Source organism: Streptomyces sp. NPDC048196 (assembly GCF_040652715.1).
GTDB classification, from domain to species: domain Bacteria; phylum Actinomycetota; class Actinomycetes; order Streptomycetales; family Streptomycetaceae; genus Streptomyces; species Streptomyces siderophoricus.
Map to the genome: position 1 here is coordinate 35,687 of NZ_JBEZMM010000014.1, position 20,968 is coordinate 56,654.

Consider the following 20,968-nt stretch of genomic DNA (forward strand, 5'->3'; position numbering starts at 1 on the left):
AGGATCAACCCTCGTGACCGGCCCTTCTCGGGGTGCCCCCGGCAGGATTCGCACCTGCGAGACCCGTTCTGCCCCGGCCGGCTCCGGCTTCGGGGAGTCGGCGGTTTGCGCTCATCGAAGGAGGACCGCTTCCCCGTCGGCGGGTGCCGGTGGGTGTCCTTGGTTACAGCCCGCAGGAGCCGCGGTCGAGGTGGAAGTACCGGGCGTTGGCCCAGCGGCACAGCCGGATGCCGACGGTGACGCCGACGAGGGTGACCAGGGCGGGCAGGTATCCGCTGGCGACCTGGACGATCGGGATCGCCGGGCACCCGCCTGAGATCGCCCAGCCCGTACCGAACATCACCGCTCCGGGGATCACGCCGGCGTGGATGCGCCCTGGGGTGCGGCGGACCCGCAGCAGAGCGAATGCGCACACGATGATCACGACGGCGCCGGCGAAGGAGAGGAGCATGCGCAGGTCCTGGAAGGTGAACATGCGGTTCAGCTCGGTGTAGTCGCCGAAGCCGATGTTGGCGACGGTGTAGCCGAGGGTGAGGCCGGTAATGATGTTGGCCAGCAGGATCGCGCCCCGAGTACGCATCAGATCACCTTCCACAGCAGGAACGACACCGCGACGGCGGTGCCGAAGAACACGGCGGTCGCGACGAGGCTGACCGGCCGCAGACGGCCGCAGCCGTTGAGTCCGTGGCCGGAGCTGCACCCACCGGCCAGTCGGGTGCCGAAGCCGACCAGCACGCCTCCGACGAACAGCAGGACGATCATGGTGATCGGATGTGCGGTGACCACGTTCCGGAATCCCGGGCCCATGTCGAAGCGGACGTGGAACCGCCCGGAGGTGAGCGCGGCGATCAGTCCGCCGACGAAGATCGATACCAGCAGGGCGGCCTGGGTGACCAGCGGGGCCGGGCTCGGGGCCACGACCGAGGTGTCCTCACTCGCCGTCGGTTCGTCGTCCGCTTCGAGCAGGTGCGACGTCCCGTACGGAGCGGGTGGCGCGGCAGGATCGGCGGGCGCGGCGGGGCCGGCGGGCGCGGCGGGGCCGGTGCCGAAGTGCTCCGCCGTCGCTGCGGCGAGAGCGTCAGCGAGAGCGCGCTCGTCGGTGAACTCCTCGTCCATCCGTTCCAGGCGGCGTTCCCTGCGCCAGTGCAACACGCGATCCCACGCGGACGACACCCCGAAGGACCGGTCCGTGGTGAGGGCGTAGTTGATGGTGATCAGAGCGAGCCCGGCAGCGCCGGCCCACCAGGGCCAGTAGTTACTCATGCGGGGCCTCCCATCCATTCGGTGAATCGGGCCCACCAGCCGCGCTTCGAGCTGGGCGCCTGCCGAGAGCGTCGAGACGAGCGGTCCGGAGTCCGGGGACTCTCTGGAGTTGATGACGGCTGGTCATGCATGACCGGTATCGGCGGAGATGCCGCGCCGAACCGAGCCGTGGTCTCCGGTGCCGCGGTCACGCGTTCTGACAGCTCTGACAGCTCTGGCGGCTCTGACGGCCGGGCAGCCGGTGCCGGCTGCGACCAGGACGCGCTCTCCGGTGACCGCTGATAGTGCTGTGGTGGGTGGGCTTGCCGGGGTCTCTGCTCCGGGTCGGGCACGCTGGAGCGGTCTGCGGCGGGGGCAGCGGCTTCGAGGTGTCGCGCGCTGGCTCCGTTGGGCAGCAGGCTGATCGGCACGCGCTCACCGGTGAGTGACATCTGGTAGCGGGCACAGTCGAGCCACTGATTTTCGCTGTCGCAGTAGTAGTCGCGCCAGCCTTGCAAGCTCGCCCTGAGCAGCGGGAAAAGGGGGCATCCTGCGGCGTGCGAGCAACCCACGTTGCTCCCTTCTGAGCGGCGCGTATCACCCATTCGGTGAGGGTGGTTGCCGTTCTCGATCTCGGGCCTTCGCCGCGCCAGGGTCGATCTCAAAGCGACGCGATGACGGCCTGTCACAATGCGGAACTGTGCCCTCCACTCCTTCGACCGGGCGTGATGGAACCACTGTTTCGCTGTCCCGAGCAACCTTGAGGGGGATTCCGACCGTGACCACGCGACATCGCTGAGTAAGAATTGTCACGCCGTGTTTATGCTCTATGACCCCCATATTCGGATATTTGCGGTCGGAAAGGAGACTGCTTGGAGTGTGCTGCGGCCTCATGGCTCACACTCTTGGTGGCGGGAGTCAGTTGTTCGTGAAGACCGTGCACATATCGATGTTGGTTATGGCGAAATTGTGAATTCGACTGTGACGAAACTGTTGATGTCGCTGGTCGTAAGCGGGGACGTTATGGGAGGGAAATCATGTGCCAGCGTGCTGTCTGCCGGTTGTGCCGGAAGATCACCTATGAGGGCTGCGGAAGACACGTGGAGCAGGTGCTCGCCGACGTGCCCACACCTCAGCGGTGCACCTGTGAGCCTGCACAGCCCGCGCCTGCACGCGCGGGCGAGCCGACGACCCGAACGGGGCCGACGCCGGCGCCCGTTCCTCGAAGCCCGGACGGTTCGCGGGGCCGGTCGACGGGGGGCTGGTGGGCCCGGCTCGTCTCTTGGATGAAGAGCCCGGCATGATCCGCCGGGCGGTATCCGGGAGGGCAACTCCCCGTTCGCTCATGCACCGCCCACGCAAACGGCCCCGGACGAGGAGTCCGAGGCCGAGGAGAACCCCTCCCTGGGGAGGAACCCCCGGTCGGAGCGGTGATGCCTGGTGCCCCCGGCAGGATTCGAACCTGCGACACCCGCTTTAGGAGAGCGGTGCTCTATCCCCTGAGCTACGGAGGCGGGGCCCTGCGTGATCGCCGCGAGCGGCGGTCCCACACAGGGTAGCGGATGGGGGCCGGTGCGCGGTTGGCGCCTCGGGTCCCTGAGCGCGAGGCGTTGGAGCAGGCCGCCGCTCCCCGGGGCGGCCCCGCCGCACAGTTCCGTGGCCTGCTCGTCGCAGGGTGAACGGCCCTGCGGCGATCACTTGCCCGGGCACGGTTCGGCCGGTCGGCGGCCAGGGCCCGGGCTGCTCGAAGGGCCACCCCCGGGAACGGGGCGTGCGGACGCTAGCGTCCGGTGTAGGTGAACTCGTCGTCCGGGCTGGTGGGAGAGGTGGCCCTGCCCACCGTCACGGTGATGTTCACCGTCTGCTGGACGTCGAGCTGGCCGGGCGCGGTTGCGGTGAGCTGGCCGGTGGAGACGAACTTGACCGAGTCGGATGCCTTGTCCTTGAAGTGCACGGTGGCGCCATTGGCGAAGCCCGAGCCGTTGATGGTGACCGGGGTGCCGACCTTTCCGCTGGTCGGGCTGACCGAGCTGACCACCACAGGTGCGGGCCCGCCATAGGCGAACTGCCCCATGGCGACGGCCGGGGAGGTGCCGAGGGTGTTGGTGACGCGGACGTGGACGACGCCCGTTCCGTTGGGGACCTTGGTGGTGATCTTGAGGCCGGAGGGGTCGATGACGGTGTCGTGGTCGGCGCAGGCGAAGCGGCCGAAGTCGACCTTGCTGTCCTGACTGAAATCCCTGCCGCTGAGGGTCACCGTGTCGCCTGCGGCGCCGAAGGTGGGGCTCACGGCGGTCACCACCGGCGGCGAAGGGACGGCAGGCGCCCCCACCAGGTCCAGGTAGGTGGAGTTGGCGTGCTGGAAGGCGACCTGGCCGAGGAAGTCCTGGGTGGTCTTGTTGACCAGGTTCTTGGCGAGGCTCGTGTAACCGGTGTTCATCGGGGAGAGCGTGCCGGGCTGGACATAGACGTTGCCCTTGGTGCGCCTGGCGATCGTCCCGATGAGCAGCTTCACTTCTTCGGTCGCCTGCGGTCCCGGGCTCGGGTACCAGCCGGCGGTGGTGTCGAGATCGGCCCACGCGTGCGGTACCAGGTCGTAGGCGTTGTTCTGGCGCTCGTCGATGATCCACGGCACGGAGTTGAAGTAGTCGACGAAGCTCTGCGTGCCGGCGGTGGGAGCGGCATAGGTGATCACCGCGAACTTCGGCTGTTTCGGCAAGGTCTGCGCCTGCAGGTACGGCGCGAGCATGGTGGCGATGCAACCGCCCAGGCTGTGACCGGTCAGATAGACGGTCGGCTGTGGCGAGGAGGGCGCCGCCTTGAGTGCGATGGCGAGAGCCTGCTCAAGTGTGACATTCGGGGAGGGGGAGGCGATCGAGCGGGCTTTGACAACCCGTTGGAACGCATCCATCGCCCCCTTGGAAACGGTGATGGGCTTCGGCGATCCGCTTTCGGGGAACGGGACGACCGTGCCGACGTCGAGGTCTTCGAGGATGTCGGTCAGATCGGCGTCCGTTCCGCGAGCGACCACGGCGAACTCGTTCGAGTCGTTGGTGCTCCGTGCGAGGTAGGCCATATTGGCGTTGGCCTCGCTCAGGGCGAGCCACACCAGCTCCCACTTGCCCTGCGTCGCAAGGCTGCGGTCGCCCAGCTGCGCGTCGATGCCGGTGATGATGCGTTTGGTCTGCTGCTCCAGGGTTTCCCCGGACGGACGCGGGGTGGCCCCGGTGGCTGCAAAGGCAGCCAGGGTCATGGTCACCTGGGCGATTGTCGGATCGGGCGCCATCGTCGATCTGCTCCTCGGATGTTCTGCCGGTGCGGAGGCGGGACGGCCTTGCGGCAGCATCAGGGCAGATCTGCGCCGAACCCTCCGTCAGATGGGATCGCGCACCATCAGAACCTCCCCTCTGCGAGGTCCGGGGCCTTTCCTGCCTTCGGATTGGCCAGGTTCACCTTGTTGGCCCTTCGCTACGCCTGTGGGCGGTTCGCCGAGCCGGGCTGACCTGCGAGGGCGGCCCAGTTGTTCCCGAATGTTCGGGCAGGCCGGCGCGGGCCGGGGTGGGGTGGGGCAGGGGTCCGGCGGGGCGTGTGGGGGGTGCCTCCGGCCTGGGGGTCAGCCGGCGATGTGCCAGCTCACCGTGCCGTCCGTGGTGACGAGGAGGGCGAGCAGGAGGAGGTCCGTGGCGCCGAGGGCGAGGCCCAGGAGGGCGCGGCCGCGGCGGGTGGTGCCGCGGGCCAGGGCGAGGCCGCCGAGGATCAGGGCACAGGGGCCGAGGACGAGGTTGAGGACCAGGGTGCCGAGCAGGCCGAGGATGAAGGAGGCCACGGCCATGCCGTCGGCGTGCGAGCGGGCGGCGCGGCGGGCGGCGGCCGGTGCGGGGGAGGTCGTCCGCGGGGCTTCGCTGAGCACGGTCATCGGGAGGTCACCTCGGTCTTGTGGCGGCGTTCGCGGAGGAAGAAGACGAGCAGCCAGCCGCTGATGACGGCGGCCGCGATGAGGGTGACGGGGACGGGGAGGTGTGCCGCGGTGCCCAGCATGATCCCCATCAGGAGGAGGGCTGCGACGAGGAAGAGCATGATCTGCCTTTTCCACTCGGAGGACACTTGTTCACTCAGTCCAGCATACGGCGGTTCATGGGTGGAGAAGTTAAGAGAACGGTTGTTTACTGGATGACATGAGTCACACTCTTGGGGTCCGCCAGGCCCAGAAGCAGAAGACCCGCCAAGCGCTGCTCGACGCGGCGCTCGGTCTGTTGGCGGAGCAGAGCCTGAGCAGCCTGGGCCTGCGGGAGGTGACGCGGGTGGTGGGGATCGCCCCGGCCGCGTTCTACCGGCACTTCAAGGACCTGGGGGAACTCGGCGTCGCACTGGTCGAGGAGGCGCTCGGCAGCCTGCATGTGATGGTGCGGGCGATCCTCGCCGAACAGGACGGCGCCGAGGAGCGGATAGACCGGACGGTCGCGGTCGTCGAGCGGCACGTACGGGCGTACCCGCTGCACATCCGGTTCATCGCCCGCGAGCGGCACGGCGGCGTACGGGCCGTACGTCAGGCCATCGCGGACGAACTCGACCGGTTCGCCGAGGAGGTCGCCGCGGCGCTCAAGTCCCAGCCGGTGTCGGAGGGATGGCGCGATGACGACGTCCGGATGCTGGCCGAGCTGTACGTGGACCGGCTGGTCACGACGGCCGCCGCGCTGCTCGACGCCGACGAGGACGGGGCGCCCGGGGCCGCCGACGAGGTGGTGCGTACGGCGCGCCGCCAGCTACGGCTGATCAGCATCGGGCGGCAGCACTGGCAGGAGGAGGGGGACCTCTCGTGAGAGCGCCCCGTGGTCAGGCGCGGGCGGGGGTGACGCGGATGCGGTAGGTGCCGTCCTGGTTTTCCGTGAGGACGGTGACCGCGGCCCCGGTGGTGTGGTCGGTGTAGGTCTCGCCGGGGAGGAACGTCGCATCGGTCAGTTCCGGGTCGACGTAGGGGCTCTCCCGGTAGCAGCCGCCGCTGTGCGGGGTGGCGTCGACGATCCGGAGCGGGCCGCGGCCCGAGGGCACGTCGGTGGCGACGCGGTAGATCAGGATGCCCGGCCGGCAGACCGCGGGTTCGAGCAGGCCGCGGCTGCGGGCCTCGGCCACCAGGGCGCTGCGCGGCGAGGTCGGGATGACGACGATCTTGGTGCCGCCCGGTGTGGAGACCGGGGTGAGGGTGTGCTCGCCGGGCGTCCCATGGGGCGGCGCGCAGTGCACCTGTTGGGGGGCCAGCCAGCCGAGCTTCCACTTGTGCCAGCCGACGAAATCGTTGTTCGGCCCCCAGTCCTCGTCCATCGGGTCCCAGTGGCCCACCGGTGGCGGCTCCTGGCGTTCGTCCGTGTAGTACAGGTCGGGCAGGCCGAAGCTGTGCGCGTTCTCGTGGTTGAGGACCCGGAAGGCGCTCAGGCCGGACTGCCGGCTCCAGATGAAGGACGCGTTCCGGAACGGCACCCCGTCGGCCGTCTTCAGCCCCATGTCGCCCCCGCTGAAGGTGACGGACAGGACCGTACGGGTGGCGGGAGGCCCCGCGTTGGGCGCCGCGATGATGTTGATGACGTCGTAGTCGCGGAAGTTGACGATCGGGTCGACGGTGCGCACGACCTCCTGCGCCAGCGCGTGGTAACCGCCGTCCGAGGCCGGGTCGAAGTTGGTGCCGCGCTGGATGCCGTACGCCGCCAGCGGGCGGGACATCCGGATCCACCGGAACAGCGGCCTCGGCAGGTAGGTCAGCCTGCCGTACGAGCTGGTGCGGAAGAAGTCCGTGGTGGCCGGGAAGAACTCGGCGAAGCGGGCGCTGGCCGGCATCGTGGCGCGGGCGTCCGGGAAGTCGATGAAGAGCGTCAGGGCCCGTACGACGCCGGACGAGCGGGCGAAACCGGCGGGGGTGTCGGCCGATTCGGCGACGTCGTTGTCGATGCCGTGCAGCGCGCAGGGGCCGCTGGGCGGGGCGCCGGGCCCGGGAGGTATGGCCACGGCGTTGGGCGGTGAACCCAGCGCTATGGCCGCCGCCGCGGTGGCCGCACCGGCGGCCAGCACCGCGGATACCTTGAGCTTCATAACGATCACCTTGGGGCGCCGGGTGATCGCTCGCGCGCGGAGTTACATCAATCGGAGGCACCGGGCCACCCGGGGGCGCCCAGGAGCAGCCGGGGCAGCGGTGTGCCTCAGCTCACATGCTGGCGCGAAATATCCGGGGAGCGGTTCCCCGTTTAACCAGTCGTCCGGCTGAAACGGGGAGGCTTTCCCCGGTTGGCCGGGGCCACTGGAAGTGCTAAGTCAGAAGTCGGAAGGGGTGAGTCGGATGGCCGTGGGCGTCGACGCCACGAGCGTCACGAAGGCGAAGTGCGGTGCGTCGGCACCCCGACTGCGGGCCGACGCGCTGCGCAACCGGGAGCGGATCATCGCGGCCGCCCGCGAGACGATGGTCGAGTTCGGGGCCGATGTCCCCTTCGATGAAATCGCTCGACGCGCGGGGGTCGGCAATGCGACGCTTTATCGTCACTTTGCGGATCGCCTGGAGTTGATCCACCACGTCACGCTCTCCGTCATGTCCCGTACTGCGGACCAGGCGGAATCCGTCCTTGCCGAGGAGTCCGATGCCTTCCAAGCGCTGAGGCGCTTCGTCCACGCCGCGGTGGAGGAGAAGATCGGGGCCCTGTGCCCCCTGCTCTCCGACGGCGTCGACCGTGACCACCCCGATCTGCTCGCCGCGCGCGACCGCCTGGAGGCGGCCGTCGAGGCCCTCATGGGCGCGGCGCGTGACAGTGGTCAGCTGCGCACCGACATCGCCGTCGGTGATCTGATGGTCGCGATCACCCAGCTCACCCGGCCGCTGCCGGGCAGCAGCTGCGTCGATTTCGACAAGTTCGTCCACCGGCACCTGCAGCTGTTCCTGGACGGCCTGCAGGCGCCCGCCCGCTCCGAACTCCCCGGCTGTGCCGCCACGTTGGAGGACCTCAGGCGCCGGAAGTCCTGACGCGCCACACCTCCTCGCACTGCCCGCCCTCGCACCGCCTATTACCTCTCTCCCCCTTCTCTTCTCACCTCTCCCGTTTCACCCGTCCCGCTCTTCGCTCCTGTTCGCTCACGCCCCACTAGGTGGATCCCGCCATGCCTGAAACCGTGCCGTCCGTCGATCCCCGGCGCTGGAAAGCGCTGATATTCATCGCCCTCGCCCAGCTGATGGTCGTCCTCGACGCGACCATCGTGAACATCGCGCTGCCCTCCGCCCAGAAGGACCTCGGCATCACCGACGTCAACAAGCAGTGGGTGATCACCGCCTACGCGCTGGCCTTCGGTGGGCTGCTGCTGTTCGGTGGGCGGATCGCCGACCTGTGGGGCCGGAAGCGGACCTTCATCACCGGGCTGGCCGGTTTCGCGCTCGCCTCCGCGCTCGGCGGGGCCGCGGCCAACGAGGGCGTGCTGCTCGGCGCGCGGGCACTGCAGGGCGTCTTCGGCGCGCTGCTGGCGCCCTCCGCCCTCTCCCTCCTCGCCGTGACCTTCACCGAGGCCAGGGAGCGCGCCAAGGCGTTCGGCATCTTCGGTGCGATTGCCGGTGGCGGCGGCGCCGTGGGTCTGATCCTCGGTGGTGTGCTCACCCAGTACATGAACTGGCGCTGGACCTTCTTCGTGAACATCCCGTTCGCCGTGGTTGCCGCGACCGGTGCCTATCTGGTCATCCGGGAGCCCGCGGACAGCCGCAACCCCTCCCGGCTGGACATCCCGGGCGTCCTCCTGGCCACGCTCGGTCTGGTCTCGCTGGTCTACGGCTTCACCCGCGCCGAGTCCGACGGCTGGCTGGCCGGCCCGACGCTCGGACTGTTCGCCGCGGCCGCCGTGCTGCTGCTGGCGTTCGTCGTCGTCGAGTCCAAGGTCAAGGCCCCGCTGCTGCCGCTGCGGGTGGTCGCCGAGCGGAACCGTGCCGGCGTCTACGCGTCGCTCGGCCTGGCCGTGATCGGGATGTTCGGCCTCTTCCTCTTCCTGACCTACTACCTGCAGATCGTGAAGGGTTACACGCCGGTCGAGACCGGTCTGGCCTTCCTGCCGATGGTCGCGGGCATGATCACCGGCTCGACGCAGATCGGCGCCCGGCTGATGACCCGGATCCGGCCGCGGCTGCTGATGGCCCCCGGCTTCACGGTGGCCGCGACCGGCATGCTGGTGCTGACCCAGATCGACCTGGACACGTCCTACCCGGCGCTGATCCTGCCCGGCTTCCTGCTGATGGGCCTCGGCATGGGTACGGCGTTCATGCCTGCGATGTCGCTGGCCACCTACGGGGTCCAGCCGCGCGACGCCGGTGTCGCCTCCGCGATGGTCAACACCTCGCAGCAGGTGGGCGGCGCGATCGGAACGGCCCTGCTGAACACGATCGCGGCGAGCGCCACCACGGCGTACGCCACCTCGCACGCGGCCGGTGCGCGCTCCCGCGATCTGCTCAAGGTCCAGGCGATGGTGCACGGCTACACCTCCGCCATCTGGTGGGCGGTCGGCATCCTGCTGCTGGCCGGCGCGATCGCCTTCACGCTCATCAACACGGGGCGTCCGGGCGCCGGTTCGCCGGCGGCCTCCTCGGCCGACGGCAAGCACGCGGCCGAGGACGCGGACGAGGTCCCGGTCCCGGTGCTGGCCCACTGAGGCGCTCCGCGTCGGCTTCCACCGTCGCGGCCGCGCTCGACTCTTACCGGACTCCTACGCGCCGCTTACCTCGCTCGGACGGGTGACCCACCCCTACGGGGCCTCACCCACCCCTACGGGCGCCTCGGCTCTCCCGTACGGAGGCTCGGTTCTCCCGTACGGGGGCCGCGCTCTCCCGTATGAGGGCGGGCCCGGCCTGCGGACGGTTCCGAGGGCGCCGGCCTTCCCCGGCTTCGCTGAACGGTCAGCGGAGCCAGGGGAGGTCGGCGCCTTGGGGTTGCAGTCCTTCGGTCATCACCTGGCAGATTTCGGCCAGGTGGCCGACCTGCTCCGGCGACAGGCGGTCGAAGATCGCGGCGCGGACGGCGGCGACGTGTCCGGGGGCGGCCTTCTCCAGCATCCGCATGCCCTCGTCCGTGAGGTGCGCGTTCTGGCCGCGCTTGTCGGACGGGCAGTTCTCGCGCCGCACCCAGCCGTTCTTCTCCAGGCGGGCGATCGCGTGTGAGAGCCGGGAGCGGGTGATCTTGGCGTTCTGGGCCAGCTCGGTCATCCGCATCCGGCGCCGCGGTGCCCGGGAGAGCTGGACGAGCAGCCCGTAGTAGACATGCGGCATCCCGGCGTCCCGCTGCAGCTGACGGTCGAGGTGGTCCTCCAGGAGCGTGGTGGCGTGGAGGTAGCACTGCCAGGCGAATTGCTCCTCGTCACTGAGCCAACGCGGCTCGACTGCGGGTTCGTTGCTCATACCATCCACTCTCTCACCGCTCGGAGAGTTATTTAAGATTTAACAACGTCGGGGTTAGACTGGAAGCCGACGCTTGAAGATTCAAGTAATTGGCCTGCGGTGGCCGGATGTCTCTGCATCACCGACTACCGCCAGTGTGACGCCGTGGAGATGTGATGTCCGTAATGCCGGCTCTCTACCTCAGCCATGGCGCGCCCCCGCTCGCCGACGACCCGTTGTGGCCCGGCCAACTGGCCGTCTGGTCCGCGCAGCTGCCGCGCCCGAAGGCGGTGCTGATCATCTCCGCGCACTGGGAGGCGGCCCCGATCGCCCTCGGTGCCACCGGGACCGTGCCGCTCGTCTACGACTTCTGGGGATTCCCGCGCCACTACTACGAGGTCCGGTACCCCGCGCCCGGTGCGCCGGAGCTGGCCGAGCGCATACGGAAGACGCTGCGGACCGCAGGCACCCCGGTGGTGGACATCCCCGACCGGGGGCTCGACCACGGCGCGTACGTCCCGCTCGTCGAGATGTACCCGGACGGCGATGTTCCGGTCCTCCAGGTCTCGATGCCCACGCTCGATCCGCGCCTCCTGTACGAGACCGGCCGCCGGCTCGCCCCCCTGCGCGACGAGGGCGTACTGATCGTCGGCAGCGGGTTCTTCACCCACAACCTGGCGGCGCTGCGGCAGTCCCACGACGGCCCGCCCGCCTGGTCGGTGGAGTTCGACGACTGGGGGCGGCAGGCCCTGGAGGCCCAGGACCTCGATGCCCTCTTCGACTTCGTCCACAAGGCACCGGCCGGGCGGCTGGCGCATCCGCGCACCGAGCACTTCGCGCCGCTGTTCGTGACCCTGGGGGCCGCGGACGCCCAGGGGCAGCTGGACAGCGGGCGGAGTGTGATCGACGGGTTCTGGATGGGGCTGGCGAAGCGGTCGCTGCAGTACGGCTGACGACCGGGCGGCCCGGCTCGGGGCGCGTCCGGTCAGTCGTCCACGTCGATCAGCGCCACGGCGTTCAGGGCCGCCGACAGGGCGCGGGTGTCGCCGTCCTCGGAGGCCGCGGCCACGTCCAGCGCGGTGTCGGCGAACTTGATCGCATGCTCGTTCCCGTTGGCGATCGCCCGCGCGAAGACCTCCTCCGGGGTGAGGGAGCCGGCGTCCGGGGCCCGGCGCGGAGTGTCCGCGGCGTAGATGGCGGTGATCGCCGAGGTGGCCGCCCAGGCCACCGTGAAGGAGGGCGCCCACAGGTTCTGGGGGAGCGCGGGCAGGATGCGCAGGACCGCGTTCGGCGCGGTGGCCGCGTGGACCAGCATGATGCCGTTCCCGTGGCCGTAGTCGCCGTAGTTGAGGGTGGCGGCCCGGACGAGTGCGGTCAGGCCCTGTCGTACGGCCTCCGGGTCCTCGGGGACGTGCAGCGACTCGGTCGTCGTCAACCACCCCTTGGTCTCGGGGAGTTGAGCGTATCCCTGGACCGGCACCACACGCTGGTCGGCAATACGGGGAACGGCCGCGAGCGCCTCGGCCGGGGTGGCGCGGCCCGTGGGTCGTACGGCGGTGGGGAGCGGCAGGTGCCGGGCGGCCCAGTAGCCGAGGGCGTGCGCGAACTCCGCCAGCCGCGGGGCGTTCTCACCCTCCGTCAGGAGGCTGCGGACGGCGTGGCCCAGGCGGATGACCGGGTGGGTGGCGGCGCCCGCGATACCGGGGAGCAGCCGCGGCCACCACTCGGCGAGGACGTCCCGCCAAGGCCGTTCCGCGACCCGTTCGGTGAAGTACGCGGTCCAGTCGGTGACCCGGTCGGTCTCGCCGAGTGCCTGCTGCCAGTTGGCATCGGTGACGGGCGCCTTGGCGACCGGTACGTCCTCCAGCTTGTGCTCGTAGGTGTCGAGCCAGCGGTGGACGGTGCCGGCCTGGCCGTTGCGGACCATCGCTTCGATGGCCATCGGGCCGTGGTTGCTCAGAAACCCCTTGAATTCGGGGCCGGATGCGTGCAGGCGCTGTAACGCCTCGTCGAGTGTCCCGCTCGTCGTTTCCATGGAGCGAGGCTAGGTCGGCCGCGGGCGGGAACGTAACGGGCTTTCGGCTTACGGCGCTGGTCGTAAGGCTGTGGGGGCGGGGGGATGGTGGACGGGCGCGGGGGTGGGCGACCGCGGTCGGGGGCGATTGTCAGTGGCGGGTGGCACGCTGATGTCAGTGGCGGATCGGCCGTCGGGAGGGGCCGGTCCGGGGCCGGTCCATCCGGCACGGAAATCCCGACAGGAGGTGTCGGGTATCGGGGGGAGGGTGACGCCATGAGCGACGGCATCAGTGACGGCAGCGGTGACGGCATGAGCGGCGGCATGGGCAGCGGCATGACGAGTGGGAGTCATGCGGGGGCCGCCGGGGTCGCCTGGTCGGTGGTCGAGGAGGCGGCGCCCGAGTTGGCCGGCCGGGTGCGGGTCCGCTTCGCGGAGTACCGGCACCATGTGCTGGCCACGCTTCGGCGGGACGGCGCTCCGCGACTCAGCGGCCTGGAGGCGGACTTCCGGGACGGCGAGCTCTGGCTGGGGATGATGAACGGCTCGCGCAAGGTCCTGGACCTGCGGCGCGACCCCCGTTTCTCGCTCCAGGCCAATCCGGGGCGGCACGCCGAGGTGCCGGAGCTGGGGGACGTACGGGTGTCCGGGCGGGCGGTCGAGGTGACCGACCCCGAGCTGATCGCACGCTATGCCGCGGAGGTGCGTCCGCCCGAGCCGTTCCAGCTGTTCCGGGCGGAGGTGACCGAGGTGGTGCGTACGTATATCGAGAGCCCGTATGTGGTGATGGAGACCTGGGCGCCCGGGCGGCCGCTGCGCGCGATACGGCGGACATCGCAGGACGCGACGCTGATATTCAGCTGACGTTGAGTGTGTGGGCGCGCGGGCGTGCGGGCGTGGGGGTGCGGCCGCGCGCGGGTGCAGGTGGCGGGGTCAGTGCGTGGCGGCGGGCAGGCGGCGGCGGTGGGTGTCCTGCGCCTGGCGCGGGCGGTGCCGGCCGTGTGGTTCGCGGGCGCTGTGGGCGCGGAAGAGGTAGAGAGCGGAGATGAACATGATCCCGCCCATGACGAACCCGAAGATGCACGACTTCAGCATCGACTCGCCACCCAGGCTGTACACCCAGCCCATCGACAGCCCGAAGAGTGCGCCGTAGGCGAGCGCCCGGGTTTCGGTGAGCATGGACGACTGGTAGCGCGCCACCAGCAGCCCGAGGACGCCGCTGACCACGGCCGCGGCCACTCCGTACAGCAGGGCCGGTCCGCCCTTGATGCCGGCGGTGTGGGTGCGGAAGATCGTGAACAGGCCGAAGGCGAGCGCCGCGACGAGCGGCCAGGTGACGGTGGCCGGGACGCGCTCGGCCATGGCCGCCAGGCGTGAGGTCCCCGAGCGGTCGGAGGCCCGTCCCGCGGAGCCGGGGCGAGGGCCGGCGGTGGCTCCGTGTTCGCCCTCGACCGTGCCGTGTGAGCGGGCGGCCCTCGCGCCGTGCCGGCGTGCGTGCTGGTCCATGGCGGGCTCCTCTCGATCGCCCCGCTGGTCCTGGGCCCGCGTTCCCCGGACCCACTCCCGTATGCCTGCGTGCCCAGGCGTCTTCCTGCCGGCCGGGCACGCCTTCTGTCCAGGCGACACCCGGGCGGCCGCCGCGTCAACCGGAGCAGCGAGGGAGCGGCGAGGGGCCTTACGGCCGGAGCGGCAGCGCCGCCGCTACCGGCGCCGAAACGGCCTCACGAGGTGCCCTCGCGAGGAGTGCTCAGGAGGTGTCCTCACGAGGTGCCCTCACGAGGTGCCCTCACGAGGAGTGCTCAGGAGGTGGTCCCTACGGGGAGTCCTCACGAGGTGCCTCGCGAGGAGTCCTCAGGAGGTGTCCTGGTGTCCTCACGAGGTCCTCAGCCGCGATCTGTCAGCCGAGGTCCTTCTGGTACCAGGCCACGTCCCAGTAGTGGCCGAATTTGCGGCCCACCTCCGTGTACGTACCGATGTGCCGGAAGCCGAAGCGGGTGTGCAGGCGGTTGGACGCCTCGTTCGGCTGGGTGATGCCCGCGTAGGCGCGGTGCACGTCCTCCTTGGCCAGCGCCTCGAAGAGGGCCTCGTAGAGGAGCGTGCCGACACCGCGGCCCGCGGCCTCCGGCGCGCAGTAGATGGTGACCTCGACGGACGGGGCGTAGGCCGCCTTGGGGCGGAAGGCGCTGCTGGTCGCGTAGCCGAGGAGCGGAGCCGCCGGGGGCGCGCCCGGCCCGGTGTGGGTGTTTTTTGCCCGGTCTGCGGGTACCTGCGCAACCAGAAGGCGGTGGGGGCCGTCTTGAGGGTGGGAGAGCAGCCAGGGGCGGCGCTCCTCCGGGGTGAAGGGCTCCAGGTCGAAGGTGATCGGAGTCTCACGGATGTAGTGGTTGTAAAGATCCGTAAGGGCCGGCAGGTCCGCCTCGACGCCCGCCCTGACCTGCACTTCCCCTTGCCCTATCGGCATACGACCTCCCTCGCTGCGGGCGCAGGGTACTGCATGATCAGAAAAATAGCCGCGCCGTGTGGGAATTCTGTCCGGATTCCAGCCGTTGTTTCCTTCGGACGGGCCACTCGGCAAGCATCGCAGTCGATGCCCTACCGGTATCGGCGCACGTCAGCCGGTGCGACGCGCCATGTCGCACGGCACACGTGCCGCACCGCACGCGTCGCAGTGCGTCGGTGCACCAACCGGCCCGCCCCACCGTCCCGCGACCGACTCATCGCAAAGGGAGCACACGCATGGCAACCCGTGCCGTCGCCCGTCGTCAGGAAAGCACCAGCGCTTCTGACGGGGCCCACAGCGTTCGCGCCGTAGGCGGGGAGATCGCCGACCGCGACCTGGTCGGCATGTACCTCGACGAGATCGCGCGTACGCCCCTGCTCGACGCCGCTAAGGAAGTCGAGCTGTCCCAGACCATCGAGGCGGGTGTCTACGCCCAGCAGATCCTGGACGGTGAGGTGACCGACGGCAATGCCGCGGGTGCCGGCCGTGAGGAGCTGGAAGCGCTGGCCGCGGAGGCCGCCAAGGCCAAGGACGTCTTCATCCGCTCCAACCTGCGGCTGGTCGTCGCGGTGGCGCGCCGCTACCCGCGCGCCGGCCTCCCCCTGCTCGACCTGATCCAGGAGGGCAACGCCGGCCTGGTGCGGGCCGTGGAGAAGTTCGACTACGCCAAGGGCTTCAAGTTCTCGACGTATGCCACGTGGTGGATCCGTCAGGCGATCACCCGCTCCATCGCCGACCAGTCGCGCACCATCCGGCTGCCCGTGCACCTCGTCGAGGAGCTGGGCCGGATCCGCCGGGTGCAGCGCGAGTTCAACCGCGAGAACGGCCGCGACCCGGAGCCCGAGGAGGTCGCCGGCGAGCTGGGCACCACGCCCGCCCGTGTCACCGACGTACTGGACTGGGCCCGCGACCCGGTCAGCCTCAACATGTCGGTGGACGACGACGGCGACACCCAGTTCGGCGACCTGCTGGAGGACACCTCCGCGGCCTCGCCCGAGCAGTCGGTCCTCACGCTGCTGCGCAGCGAGGAGCTGGAGGACCTCATCGACCGCCTCGACCACCGCACCGCGTCGATCATCAAGGCGCGCTACGGCATCGAGGACGGCCGCGAGCGCACGCTGACCGAGGTCGGCAAGCAGCACGGCCTCACCCGCGAGCGGATCCGGCAGATCGAGAAGCACGCGCTGCTGGAGCTGAAGCGGATGGCGCACGACACGGGGTTCGACGCGGCCGCGTAACCCCGGTGACCCGGTAACCCCCCGGCAAGCAGGACGAGCCCCGGCGCCCTTCGCGGCGCCGGGGCTCGCTTTTCCCTGCTCCTTTCCCTGCCCGGCCCCCTCCCCTCCCGCCCTCTTCCCCTCCCCCTGCCCCCGCATATGTCTGTTTGAGTCCGAGTGACGCCCGAGTCTGTTTACTTCGCCACCCTGTGGGCGTAGCATCACAGAGAAACCACAGGTTCGGGCAGGGAAACGGACACAAACCATGTACGCACCGGAGCGACAGCAGGAGATCCTGCGACTGGCCCGTGAGAGTGGGCGGGTCGATGTGCTCTCGCTCGCCGAGGAGTTCCAGGTCACCGCCGAGACCGTTCGGCGCGACCTCAAGGCGCTGGACCGGGCCGGTCTGGTGCGCAGGGTGCACGGCGGTGCCATCCCGGCCGGCCGGCTGGACTTCGAGCCGGACGTCGCCGAGCGGGACGCCGTCGCCGCCGACGAGAAGGTGCGCATCGCCCGCGCCGCCCTCGCCGAACTCCCGGGCAGCGAGAACGGCGAGCACGGCGGCGGGTCCCCCCGCGGCCGCGGTTTCGGCAGCGTGATCCTGGACGCCGGCACCACGGCCGCCCGGCTCGCCGCCGAGATCCCGCTGGAGGCCGAGCTGACCGTCGTCACCCACGGCCTCCCGGTGGCCGCGCGGCTGGCCGACCACCCCGGACTGACCCTGCACCTCGTAGGCGGCCGGATCCGGCACCGTACCCGGGCAGCGGTCGACGACTGGGCGCTGCGCGCCTACCGCGAGATCAACGCCGACGTGCTGTTCCTGGCGACCAACGGCTTCTCCCTCGACGGCGGGCTGACCACGCCCGACCTGGCGGAGGCCGCGGTCAAGCGGGCGCTGATCCGCGCCGCCCGCCGGGTCGTCCTGCTCGCGGACTCCGGCAAGTTCGAGCAGCGGCACTTCGCCCGCTTCGGCGACCTCTCGGACGTGGACCTGCTCATCACCGACACCGGGCTGAGCCCCGACGACGCCCTCGCCATCGAGCGCGCGGGCACGGAAGTAGTACGCGCATGACCCCCTCCGAGACGCCCACGACCCGCTCCGAGACGCCCACGACCCCGTCCGGGACGCCCATGGGCCCCTCCGGCAGGCCCGTGACCCACCCGGCCGGGCCCGTGGCCCCCGCCGGCGCGGCCACCCCCCTGATCCTCACCGTCACGCCCAACCCCAGCCTGGACCGTACGTACGAGATCCCGGCGCTGGACCGCGGGGCCGTGCTCCGGGCCACCGCGGACCGGGTCGACCCCGGCGGCAAGGGCGTCAACGTCTCCCGGGCGCTCGCCGCCGCCGGTCACCGCACCCTCGCCGTACTGCCCCTGGGCGGACCCGCGGGCGCGGCGCTGGCCGCGCTGCTGAGGGGGGAGGGGATCGAGGTGGTGGGCGTACCGGTGGCCGGCCAGACGCGTTCCAACATCTCCGTCGCCGAGCCCGACGGCACCCTCACCAAGATCAACGCCACCGGCCCCGAGCTGTCCGCCGACGAGTCGGAGGCGTTGCTCGCGACGGTCGGCGAGCGGTCGGCGGGCGCCGGCTGGATCGCCTGCTGCGGCAGCCTGCCGCGCGGCCTGGCGCCCGAGTGGTACGCGGAGCTGGTCGCCCGGGCGCACGGCGCCGGGGCCCGGATCGCCCTGGACACGTCCGGCCCGTCGCTGACCGCCGCCCTGCGCGAACGGCCGGACGTGGTCAAGCCGAACGCCGAGGAGCTGGCACAGGCCGTCGGCCGCCCGCTCGCGACCGTGGGCGAGGCGGTCAAGGCCGCCGAGGAGCTGCGGGCGCGCGGTGCGCGGGCGGTGCTCGCCTCCCTGGGCGCGGACGGCCAGCTGCTGGTCGACGAGGACGGCACCCACTTCGGCAGCGCGCCGGTCGCCGCCGTCCGCAGCAATGTGGGGGCGGGCGATGCGTCGCTGGCCGGATTCCTCGCGGCCGGCGGTACGGGGAAGGCCGCGCTGGCCGCCGCGGTGGCGCACGGCGCGGCCGCCGTCCAACTGCCCGGCAGCAAGATGCCGACCCCGCGGGATCTCGTTCCCGCGGCGGTCATGACCACCGATGACGTGCCGTACGACCGTCCGCTGAGGGAGCCGGTGTCATGAACGGACGGGCGGGTGTCAATAGGAGCCGGGGGAGCGGGGGCAGGGCGGTGGCAGCTGCGGAGCGGGTGTGCGTGCTGCCGTCCGCCGACGAGTTGTTCGCGAGGGTCGGTCGCCCGGCAGGCGCTCGGACCGGTATGGAAGGGAGCCCGCGATGAGCGAGCTGATCACCGCGGACCTGGTCGATCTCGACCTGTCCGCAGACACCAAGGACGCCGCCGCGCGGTCGCTGGCCGAGCGGATGGTCGCATCCGGTCGCGTCACCGACCTGGAGGGTTTCCTCGCGGACGTGGCCGCACGCGAGGCCCAGATGCCGACCGGGCTGGACGGCGGCATCGGGATCCCGCACTGCCGCAGCGCGCACGTCACCGAGCCGACGCTGGCTTTCGGGCGGAGTGCGGCCGGGATCGACTTCGGGGCGCCGGACGGCCCGGCCGACCTGATCTTCCTGATCGCGGCCCCGTCGGGCGGCGACGCGGACCACCTGTCGATCCTCTCCACCCTCGCCCGCCACCTGATGGACGAGTCCTTCACCGGCGCCCTCCGCTCCGCCACCGAGGCAGGCCGCACGGCGGCGCTGATACGGGGCGAGACGCCGGAGGAGGCGGGGCAGCCGGAGGAGGCGGGGGAGGCCACTGCGGCGGAGGAGCCGAGTGAGGCCCCTGCGGCGGAGGAGCCGACGGCCGCTCCGGAGCCGGTGGCCACCCCGGAAGCGGAGGCCGCCCCGGAGCCGGAGCCGGAGCCGGAGCCAGAGCGGGAACCGGAACCGGAGACCCCCTCGGCCCCCGAAACCACCCCCGTCCCCACCCCCACCCGCACTCCCGCCCCCGTCCCCACCCCCACCCGCACTCCCGCCCCCGCCCCCTTCCGCCTCATCGCCATCACCTCCTGCCCCACCGGCATCGCGCACACCTATATGGCCGCCGAGTCGCTGGAGAAGGCCGGGCGGGCCGCCGGTGTCGAGGTGTTCGTCGAGACGCAGGGCTCGGCCGGGTTCAAGCGGCTCGATCCGCAGGTCGTGGCCGACGCGGACGGCGTGATCTTCGCCCATGACGTCGAGGTGCGGGACAGGGAGCGGTTCGCCGGCAAGCCGATCGTCGACGTCGGGGTGAAGGCGGGCATCAACCGCCCCGCCGAACTCATCGCGGAGGTACGGGAGAAGGCCGCCCGCGGCGAGACCGGTGAGATCGGCGGGACCGGCACCGCCGGGCGGCCCGCCGTGCCTATGGACCGGGGTGCCGACGCCGCCGACGGCTACGCCACCCGCCTGCGCAAGTGGCTGATGACCGGCGTCAGTTACATGGTTCCGTTCGTCGCCGCCGGTGGTCTGCTCATCGCGCTCGCCTTCGCGATCGGCGGCTACACGATCAACAAGGCGCCGTCCGTCGCCGACCACTTCCTCTGGACCGAGTCCGCCAGCTGGGCGGCCCTGCTGTTCCAGATAGGCAGCGTCGCCTTCGGCTTCCTCGTCCCCGTGTTGGCCGGCTTCATCGCGTACGGCATGGCCGACCGGCCCGGGCTCGTCCCCGGGTTCGTCGGCGGGGCCATCGCGCTCACCATCAACGCGGGCTTCCTCGGCGGTCTGATCGCCGGTCTCCTCGCCGGCGGGGTGGTGATGACGATCCAGCGCCTGAACGTCCCGACGCCGCTGCGCGGCATCATGCCGGTCGTCGTGATCCCGCTGGTGTCCTCCGCACTCGTCGGTTTCCTGATGTTCCTGGTGGTCGGCAAGCCGATCGCCGCACTGCAGAAGGGGCTGACCGACTGGCTGTCCGGACTGTCCGGGGCCAACGCGATCATCCTCGGCGCGCTGCTCGGCCTCATGATGTGCTTCGACCTCGGCGGGCCGCTGAACAAGGTCGCCTACGCCTTCGCGGTCGGCGGCCTGGCCAACCCCAACGAGGGCAGCCTGAAGGTGATGGCCGCGGTGATGGCCGCCGGTATGGTCCCGCCGCTGGCGATGGCCCTGGCGACGACCGTCCGCGGGCGGCTCTTCACCAAGACCGAGCGGGAGAACGGCAAGGCGGCCTGGGTGCTCGGGGCGTCCTTCATCACCGAAGGCGCGATCCCCTTCGCGGCCGCCGATCCGCTGCGCGTCATCCCCTCCGCGATGGTGGGCGGCGCGGTCACCGGCGCCCTGTCGATGGCCTTCGGCTGCACCCTGCGGGCCCCGCACGGCGGCGTCTTCGTCGTCCCGCTGATCGGTCAGCCGCTGCTCTACCTGCTCGCCATCGCCGCAGGTACGTGCGTCAGCACCGCCCTGGTCCTCCTCCTCAAGACCCTCCGCAGGCCCACCCCCACCACCCCGGCCGAGACCCCGTCCCCCGACCACCCCGTCGTCCCGGCCGCCGCCTGACCCCCGCCACCCCACCGGGGCCCCGAACCGCCACCACAGGCTTTCCGGGCCCCGTCTTCATGGCCCTGTCTTCATGGCCCTGTCTTCATGGTGGCGACCCGTGATTGGGTGC

Annotated in this window: 19 protein-coding genes and 1 tRNA gene; 9 read left to right on the forward strand and 11 right to left on the reverse strand. The window is 70.9% G+C overall.

The window, feature by feature from the left end; genetic code table 11:
- Nucleotides 1-163 precede the first annotated feature (163 nt).
- From AB0E02_RS16760 to AB0E02_RS16785, 6 genes are all read right to left on the reverse strand, one after another.
- Entirely contained in the window at nt 164-580 is a 417-nt protein-coding gene (locus AB0E02_RS16760) for a YeeE/YedE thiosulfate transporter family protein (protein ID WP_362139788.1), read from the reverse strand.
- Nucleotides 580-1,263 (reverse strand): YeeE/YedE thiosulfate transporter family protein, encoded by a 684-nt coding sequence (locus AB0E02_RS16765; RefSeq protein ID WP_362139790.1) that lies wholly within the window; start codon nt 1,261-1,263, stop codon nt 580-582. Before AB0E02_RS16765 ends, AB0E02_RS16760 begins: the two co-directional genes overlap by 1 nt.
- Nucleotides 1,264-2,680: 1,417 nt before the next feature.
- Nucleotides 2,681-2,756 (reverse strand) — tRNA-Arg (locus AB0E02_RS16770).
- 266 nt (nt 2,757-3,022) lie between these two features.
- Nucleotides 3,023-4,495, reverse strand: coding sequence for an IPT/TIG domain-containing protein (locus AB0E02_RS16775; protein ID WP_362140051.1), 1,473 nt, complete (start codon nt 4,493-4,495; stop codon nt 3,023-3,025).
- 360 nt (nt 4,496-4,855) lie between these two features.
- Nucleotides 4,856-5,158 (reverse strand): hypothetical protein, encoded by a 303-nt coding sequence (locus tag AB0E02_RS16780; RefSeq protein WP_362139792.1) that lies wholly within the window; start codon nt 5,156-5,158, stop codon nt 4,856-4,858.
- Nucleotides 5,155-5,319: a hypothetical protein gene (locus AB0E02_RS16785; RefSeq protein WP_030416736.1), complete on the reverse strand. Its 165-nt coding sequence runs from the start codon at nt 5,317-5,319 to the stop codon at nt 5,155-5,157. The genes AB0E02_RS16780 and AB0E02_RS16785 overlap by 4 nt, the downstream gene beginning before the upstream one ends.
- Nucleotides 5,320-5,417: 98 nt before the next feature.
- Here AB0E02_RS16785 and AB0E02_RS16790 point away from each other — a divergent pair, with 98 nt between their 5' ends.
- Nucleotides 5,418-6,062, forward strand: coding sequence for a TetR family transcriptional regulator (locus AB0E02_RS16790; RefSeq protein WP_362139795.1), 645 nt, complete (start codon nt 5,418-5,420; stop codon nt 6,060-6,062).
- 13 nt (nt 6,063-6,075) lie between these two features.
- Here AB0E02_RS16790 and AB0E02_RS16795 read toward each other — a convergent pair whose 3' ends face one another.
- Nucleotides 6,076-7,323, reverse strand: coding sequence for a M6 family metalloprotease domain-containing protein (locus tag AB0E02_RS16795; protein ID WP_362139798.1), 1,248 nt, complete (start codon nt 7,321-7,323; stop codon nt 6,076-6,078).
- Nucleotides 7,324-7,567: 244 nt separating this feature from the next.
- Here AB0E02_RS16795 and AB0E02_RS16800 point away from each other — a divergent pair, with 244 nt between their 5' ends.
- Complete coding sequence (locus AB0E02_RS16800; protein WP_030416733.1) at nt 7,568-8,242, forward strand: TetR/AcrR family transcriptional regulator; 675 nt, start codon at nt 7,568-7,570, stop codon at nt 8,240-8,242.
- A gap of 134 nt (nt 8,243-8,376) precedes the next feature.
- Entirely contained in the window at nt 8,377-9,903 is a 1,527-nt protein-coding gene (locus tag AB0E02_RS16805) for an MFS transporter (protein WP_362139801.1), read from the forward strand.
- A gap of 244 nt (nt 9,904-10,147) precedes the next feature.
- Here the strand turns inward: AB0E02_RS16805 and AB0E02_RS16810 are convergent, their stop codons facing one another.
- Complete coding sequence (locus tag AB0E02_RS16810) at nt 10,148-10,645, reverse strand: MarR family transcriptional regulator (protein ID WP_362139804.1); 498 nt, start codon at nt 10,643-10,645, stop codon at nt 10,148-10,150.
- A 155-nt stretch (nt 10,646-10,800) separates the two neighbouring features.
- On the opposite strand from AB0E02_RS16810, the gene AB0E02_RS16815 reads away from it, so the two are divergent.
- Nucleotides 10,801-11,577, forward strand: a complete 777-nt coding sequence (locus tag AB0E02_RS16815) for a class III extradiol ring-cleavage dioxygenase (protein ID WP_362139806.1) — start codon at nt 10,801-10,803, stop codon at nt 11,575-11,577.
- A 32-nt stretch (nt 11,578-11,609) separates the two neighbouring features.
- On the opposite strand, the gene AB0E02_RS16820 is transcribed toward AB0E02_RS16815, so the two are convergent.
- Nucleotides 11,610-12,659: a questin oxidase family protein gene (locus tag AB0E02_RS16820; protein WP_362139809.1), complete on the reverse strand. Its 1,050-nt coding sequence runs from the start codon at nt 12,657-12,659 to the stop codon at nt 11,610-11,612.
- A 315-nt stretch (nt 12,660-12,974) separates the two neighbouring features.
- Here AB0E02_RS16820 and AB0E02_RS16825 point away from each other — a divergent pair, with 315 nt between their 5' ends.
- Nucleotides 12,975-13,502 carry a pyridoxamine 5'-phosphate oxidase family protein gene (locus AB0E02_RS16825; RefSeq protein WP_362140054.1) on the forward strand — a complete coding sequence of 176 codons (528 nt, stop codon included), beginning with the start codon at nt 12,975-12,977 and terminating at the stop codon, nt 13,500-13,502.
- A 69-nt stretch (nt 13,503-13,571) separates the two neighbouring features.
- Here AB0E02_RS16825 and AB0E02_RS16830 read toward each other — a convergent pair whose 3' ends face one another.
- Nucleotides 13,572-14,144, reverse strand: a complete 573-nt coding sequence (locus AB0E02_RS16830) for a hypothetical protein (protein WP_362139812.1) — start codon at nt 14,142-14,144, stop codon at nt 13,572-13,574.
- A 391-nt stretch (nt 14,145-14,535) separates the two neighbouring features.
- Nucleotides 14,536-15,099: an N-acetyltransferase family protein gene (locus tag AB0E02_RS16835; RefSeq protein ID WP_362139815.1), complete on the reverse strand. Its 564-nt coding sequence runs from the start codon at nt 15,097-15,099 to the stop codon at nt 14,536-14,538.
- 275 nt (nt 15,100-15,374) lie between these two features.
- Here AB0E02_RS16835 and AB0E02_RS16840 point away from each other — a divergent pair, with 275 nt between their 5' ends.
- The 4 genes from AB0E02_RS16840 to AB0E02_RS16855 all read left to right on the forward strand — a co-directional run bounded on the left by AB0E02_RS16840 (nt 15,375) and on the right by AB0E02_RS16855 (nt 20,856).
- Nucleotides 15,375-16,376: a sigma-70 family RNA polymerase sigma factor gene (locus AB0E02_RS16840; protein WP_362139818.1), complete on the forward strand. Its 1,002-nt coding sequence runs from the start codon at nt 15,375-15,377 to the stop codon at nt 16,374-16,376.
- Between the two features lie 244 nt (nt 16,377-16,620).
- On the forward strand, nt 16,621-17,427 hold the full coding sequence (locus tag AB0E02_RS16845; RefSeq protein ID WP_362139821.1) for a DeoR/GlpR family DNA-binding transcription regulator: 807 nt from the start codon (nt 16,621-16,623) through the stop codon (nt 17,425-17,427).
- Between the two features lie 128 nt (nt 17,428-17,555).
- Nucleotides 17,556-18,503, forward strand: a complete 948-nt coding sequence (gene pfkB / locus AB0E02_RS16850) for a 1-phosphofructokinase (protein ID WP_362140057.1) — start codon at nt 17,556-17,558, stop codon at nt 18,501-18,503.
- Nucleotides 18,504-18,654: 151 nt separating this feature from the next.
- Nucleotides 18,655-20,856, forward strand: coding sequence for a fructose-specific PTS transporter subunit EIIC (locus AB0E02_RS16855; protein WP_362139823.1), 2,202 nt, complete (start codon nt 18,655-18,657; stop codon nt 20,854-20,856).
- Nucleotides 20,857-20,968: the final 112 nt, after the last annotated feature.

What these genes read in the sequence shown, in the direction of transcription:
- AB0E02_RS16800 (WP_030416733.1), top strand. Translation starts at nt 7,568, where the DNA reads ATGGCCGTGGGCGTCGACGCCACGAGCGTCACGAAGGCGAAGTGCGGT.
- AB0E02_RS16840 (WP_362139818.1), top strand. Translation starts at nt 15,375, where the DNA reads ATGGCAACCCGTGCCGTCGCCCGTCGTCAGGAAAGCACCAGCGCTTCT.
- AB0E02_RS16825 (WP_362140054.1), top strand. Translation starts at nt 12,975, where the DNA reads ATGACGAGTGGGAGTCATGCGGGGGCCGCCGGGGTCGCCTGGTCGGTG.
- AB0E02_RS16845 (WP_362139821.1), top strand. Translation starts at nt 16,621, where the DNA reads ATGTACGCACCGGAGCGACAGCAGGAGATCCTGCGACTGGCCCGTGAG.
- AB0E02_RS16815 (WP_362139806.1), top strand. Translation starts at nt 10,801, where the DNA reads ATGTCCGTAATGCCGGCTCTCTACCTCAGCCATGGCGCGCCCCCGCTC.
- AB0E02_RS16785 (WP_030416736.1), bottom strand. Translation starts at nt 5,319, where the DNA reads ATGCTCTTCCTCGTCGCAGCCCTCCTCCTGATGGGGATCATGCTGGGC.
- AB0E02_RS16765 (WP_362139790.1), bottom strand. Translation starts at nt 1,263, where the DNA reads ATGAGTAACTACTGGCCCTGGTGGGCCGGCGCTGCCGGGCTCGCTCTG.
- AB0E02_RS16855 (WP_362139823.1), top strand. Translation starts at nt 18,655, where the DNA reads ATGAGCGAGCTGATCACCGCGGACCTGGTCGATCTCGACCTGTCCGCA.
- AB0E02_RS16810 (WP_362139804.1), bottom strand. Translation starts at nt 10,645, where the DNA reads ATGAGCAACGAACCCGCAGTCGAGCCGCGTTGGCTCAGTGACGAGGAG.
- AB0E02_RS16760 (WP_362139788.1), bottom strand. Translation starts at nt 580, where the DNA reads ATGCGTACTCGGGGCGCGATCCTGCTGGCCAACATCATTACCGGCCTC.
- AB0E02_RS16775 (WP_362140051.1), bottom strand. Translation starts at nt 4,495, where the DNA reads ATGACCCTGGCTGCCTTTGCAGCCACCGGGGCCACCCCGCGTCCGTCC.
- AB0E02_RS16830 (WP_362139812.1), bottom strand. Translation starts at nt 14,144, where the DNA reads ATGGACCAGCACGCACGCCGGCACGGCGCGAGGGCCGCCCGCTCACAC.
- AB0E02_RS16795 (WP_362139798.1), bottom strand. Translation starts at nt 7,323, where the DNA reads ATGAAGCTCAAGGTATCCGCGGTGCTGGCCGCCGGTGCGGCCACCGCG.
- AB0E02_RS16820 (WP_362139809.1), bottom strand. Translation starts at nt 12,659, where the DNA reads ATGGAAACGACGAGCGGGACACTCGACGAGGCGTTACAGCGCCTGCAC.
- AB0E02_RS16790 (WP_362139795.1), top strand. Translation starts at nt 5,418, where the DNA reads ATGAGTCACACTCTTGGGGTCCGCCAGGCCCAGAAGCAGAAGACCCGC.
- AB0E02_RS16805 (WP_362139801.1), top strand. Translation starts at nt 8,377, where the DNA reads ATGCCTGAAACCGTGCCGTCCGTCGATCCCCGGCGCTGGAAAGCGCTG.
- AB0E02_RS16780 (WP_362139792.1), bottom strand. Translation starts at nt 5,158, where the DNA reads ATGACCGTGCTCAGCGAAGCCCCGCGGACGACCTCCCCCGCACCGGCC.
- AB0E02_RS16835 (WP_362139815.1), bottom strand. Translation starts at nt 15,099, where the DNA reads ATGCCGATAGGGCAAGGGGAAGTGCAGGTCAGGGCGGGCGTCGAGGCG.